This is a genomic window from Peribacillus sp. P4_D6 (genome assembly GCF_056401795.1).
On record NZ_JBFUIQ010000312.1, the window covers coordinates 1 to 1635 of the forward strand.

The 1635-nt window shown below is 38.4% G+C and carries 3 protein-coding genes; all 3 read right to left on the reverse strand.

Going from position 1 to position 1635, the window contains the following annotated elements:
* On the reverse strand, positions 1-207 hold a 207-nt coding region (locus AC1DVB_RS27085; protein WP_477591924.1), incomplete at its 3' end, for a hypothetical protein.
* Positions 208-374: 167 nt separating this feature from the next.
* Positions 375-797, reverse strand: a complete 423-nt coding sequence (locus AC1DVB_RS27090; RefSeq protein ID WP_057277140.1) for a hypothetical protein — start codon at positions 795-797, stop codon at positions 375-377.
* A gap of 212 nt (positions 798-1009) precedes the next feature.
* The gene (locus tag AC1DVB_RS27095; protein WP_454861172.1) at positions 1010-1270 is read right to left on the reverse strand and encodes a site-specific integrase; all 261 of its coding nucleotides are present in this window, start codon (positions 1268-1270) and stop codon (positions 1010-1012) included.
* Positions 1271-1635 lie beyond the last annotated feature (365 nt).

Sequence of the window (1635 nt, forward strand, 5' to 3'; positions counted from 1 at the left end):
GTAATAACTTATATTAAACAATGCAAGCATAAAACGTTGCTTATTGTTACTTGCACCAAAAGCAATTATAAACCCTACAAAAGGCACGATTTGCCCAATCATCCAAATAGGATTAGCCGAGCCGCCTATTTCTAACGTAGCTTCATTCAATGCGGTTAAAAAGGCAAAAGGCACGCACGCTAATGATAATTTAGCCCATTTATTCAAAATGTCACCCCTATTCCATCTTCAAAAGTCCCCCTTAAAATTGACCATAATTATAACGTATCTCTCTTGAAGTATCCTGCCCCGTTAACTCATTAAGAAAAAAGCTACCGTATTGGTAGCTCCCGACCAGAACTAACACACCCGGTAGTTTAATATTTCTCTATTCTTTATTTCTGATCATTAAGTTTGAAAATAGAGGATAATGTTTCACCGTCTTTCCCTTCCAAAACGCCCCATACTTGCTTCCCATCTTGCACGTCTGCGGAGTTAGTTTCGTTGAACCAGACCTTATATTTCTGCCCTTCCTTGTTATCTTGGTCTATAAACCAAAATACAGCATCTTCTTTGCTACCTTTATCAACTGAAACTGTTTTATCCCATTTGACGTCTGCTATAATATCTTCAATCTTTTTGACATTATCTTTATCCAATACAGCTCGTTTATCACTTAATCCACCGTACTCTACTATTTGATATTGATAGCCAACGTCTTTTGCTTCAGGAGAACCCGAAGTTTTAGAGGAACTTGAACATCCCCCTAACACCACAATGATAGCAACCAAACTTAAACTCCATAATAATTCCCTCATACTCACACCTCATTTTCCCTATTGTACCATTTATAAACAATGGAAGATGAGGGATTTCAATCTTTTATCAACTCAATTTTACTACTTCTTATGCAACTATCCTACCCATTTAGTTCCATAAGAAACTTCTATGGCGGCGAATGGGGCGTTCTCCCTTCCTGGACGGGAATAAATAGGGACTCGGGACGCTTTGGGCGTACTCAAAGACCCCTTCAAAGCAATTCGCGATATACATGTCGCAGATTTTTTGCATTTGCCTTCCTTGACCCAAAGAATCTTGTTTTGTTTGCCTTTAAGGTCAGGATCTGCTTCGTGGTGAGTTTGAGTAGGTCCCCAACACGTAAGCCGGTCTCACAGCCTAAAACAAACAGGATGTAATCGCGCTCCGAACAATGGCGCTTCAGCGCCCATTTCATATCTTCTAACTGCTGCTGATCCCGGATCGGCTGCACATTTTTTTGTTGTGTCATCATCATCGACCTCCCCTTCTTCAAACCCTTATGTACCAATGATTTGAATGTACGATAATTTCACAAAATCATACATTTCTAACTTTTAGGCATTCATTTTTACTAGATATATGGAAGGATTTAACCAGGCTAATGATTAATTAAGAAATACATAGCTATTAAAGATAGGATTATGGGAACCTTTCCCCCACTTTTCCGACCACAAAAACCCTTAACTTCATCCTCTTTATGGATGAAGCTAAAGGTATATATATATATATATATATATATAACAACTATTTTAAAACTGAGATGGAATCAACATTCACCTCTGTAGAAGTTTTACGGGCAACAGGATCTGCCTGACCAGTCCATTCAATAGATAATAC